The organism is Bartonella sp. AA86SXKL, assembly GCF_042196885.1.
Genome location: NZ_JBHIRE010000327.1, coordinates 1 through 711 on the forward strand (window position 1 = coordinate 1; position 711 = coordinate 711).

At 37.4% G+C, this 711-nt stretch carries 1 protein-coding gene; it reads right to left on the reverse strand.

Going from position 1 to position 711, the window contains the following annotated elements; translation table 11 throughout:
* Window positions 1–641: TrbJ/VirB5 family protein (locus ACFIO5_RS11825; RefSeq protein ID WP_375701521.1), on the reverse strand; the 641-nt coding region annotated here is incomplete at its 3' end.
* Between the last annotated feature and the right edge of the window lie 70 nt (window positions 642–711).

The following is a 711-nucleotide window of genomic DNA, read 5'->3' on the forward strand; positions in this document are numbered from 1 at the left end:
TTTTGGATCATAGCTAATGTACCATCGATATGTGCTTGAAGATCTGCAATGTCTTTCAGTTTTTCTTTTGTTTGAAGTTCATTGAATAGTTTTCTGAGGTATTGAAAACGACTTTCTACATTTTGAAAAGTTTTTAAAGTTACAGCTTTATCTATAATCGATACATTTTGTAAACGCCCAAAAAGAAGTTTACCGAGTTGATCAAAAGACTGAGAATATCTGTTTTCATCATTCAAGACCTCTTGATATGACTTCCCTGAAAGCTTACTACCTTTATAGAGCAATTCTGGCTTTTTAAGAAAAAAATTAGAAAAGTCTATTTGTTTCGGGGCTGTTCTCTGATCCTTTGTTATAGCCTGATAGGCATTTTCTATTTGTGAAAGTTGTTCTTTTTTCAACTCAAGGTGTTTTGTTAGCAACGCAATAATTTTCAGATATTGTTCTGATAGAGCAGGTTGTGTCGGTGGAGAAGATTGTGTCGGTGAAGCAGGTTGTGGCCGTGGGGCAGATGGTGAGTCTACAGTTGGATCCTTAGGTGGTTTTGGGGGTTCGAAACTTACGCCTACATCTGCATTTGCTGGAGCTAGATTCAGTATTCCCAAAAGGGTAACCATTCCTACTATAATAAATTGCTTTTTCATCTGTCTCCTCGCTTGATTTCGGCAGGGATTGTTTTATTAATAGGCACGCGGTTCCTATCATTGGGCTGTT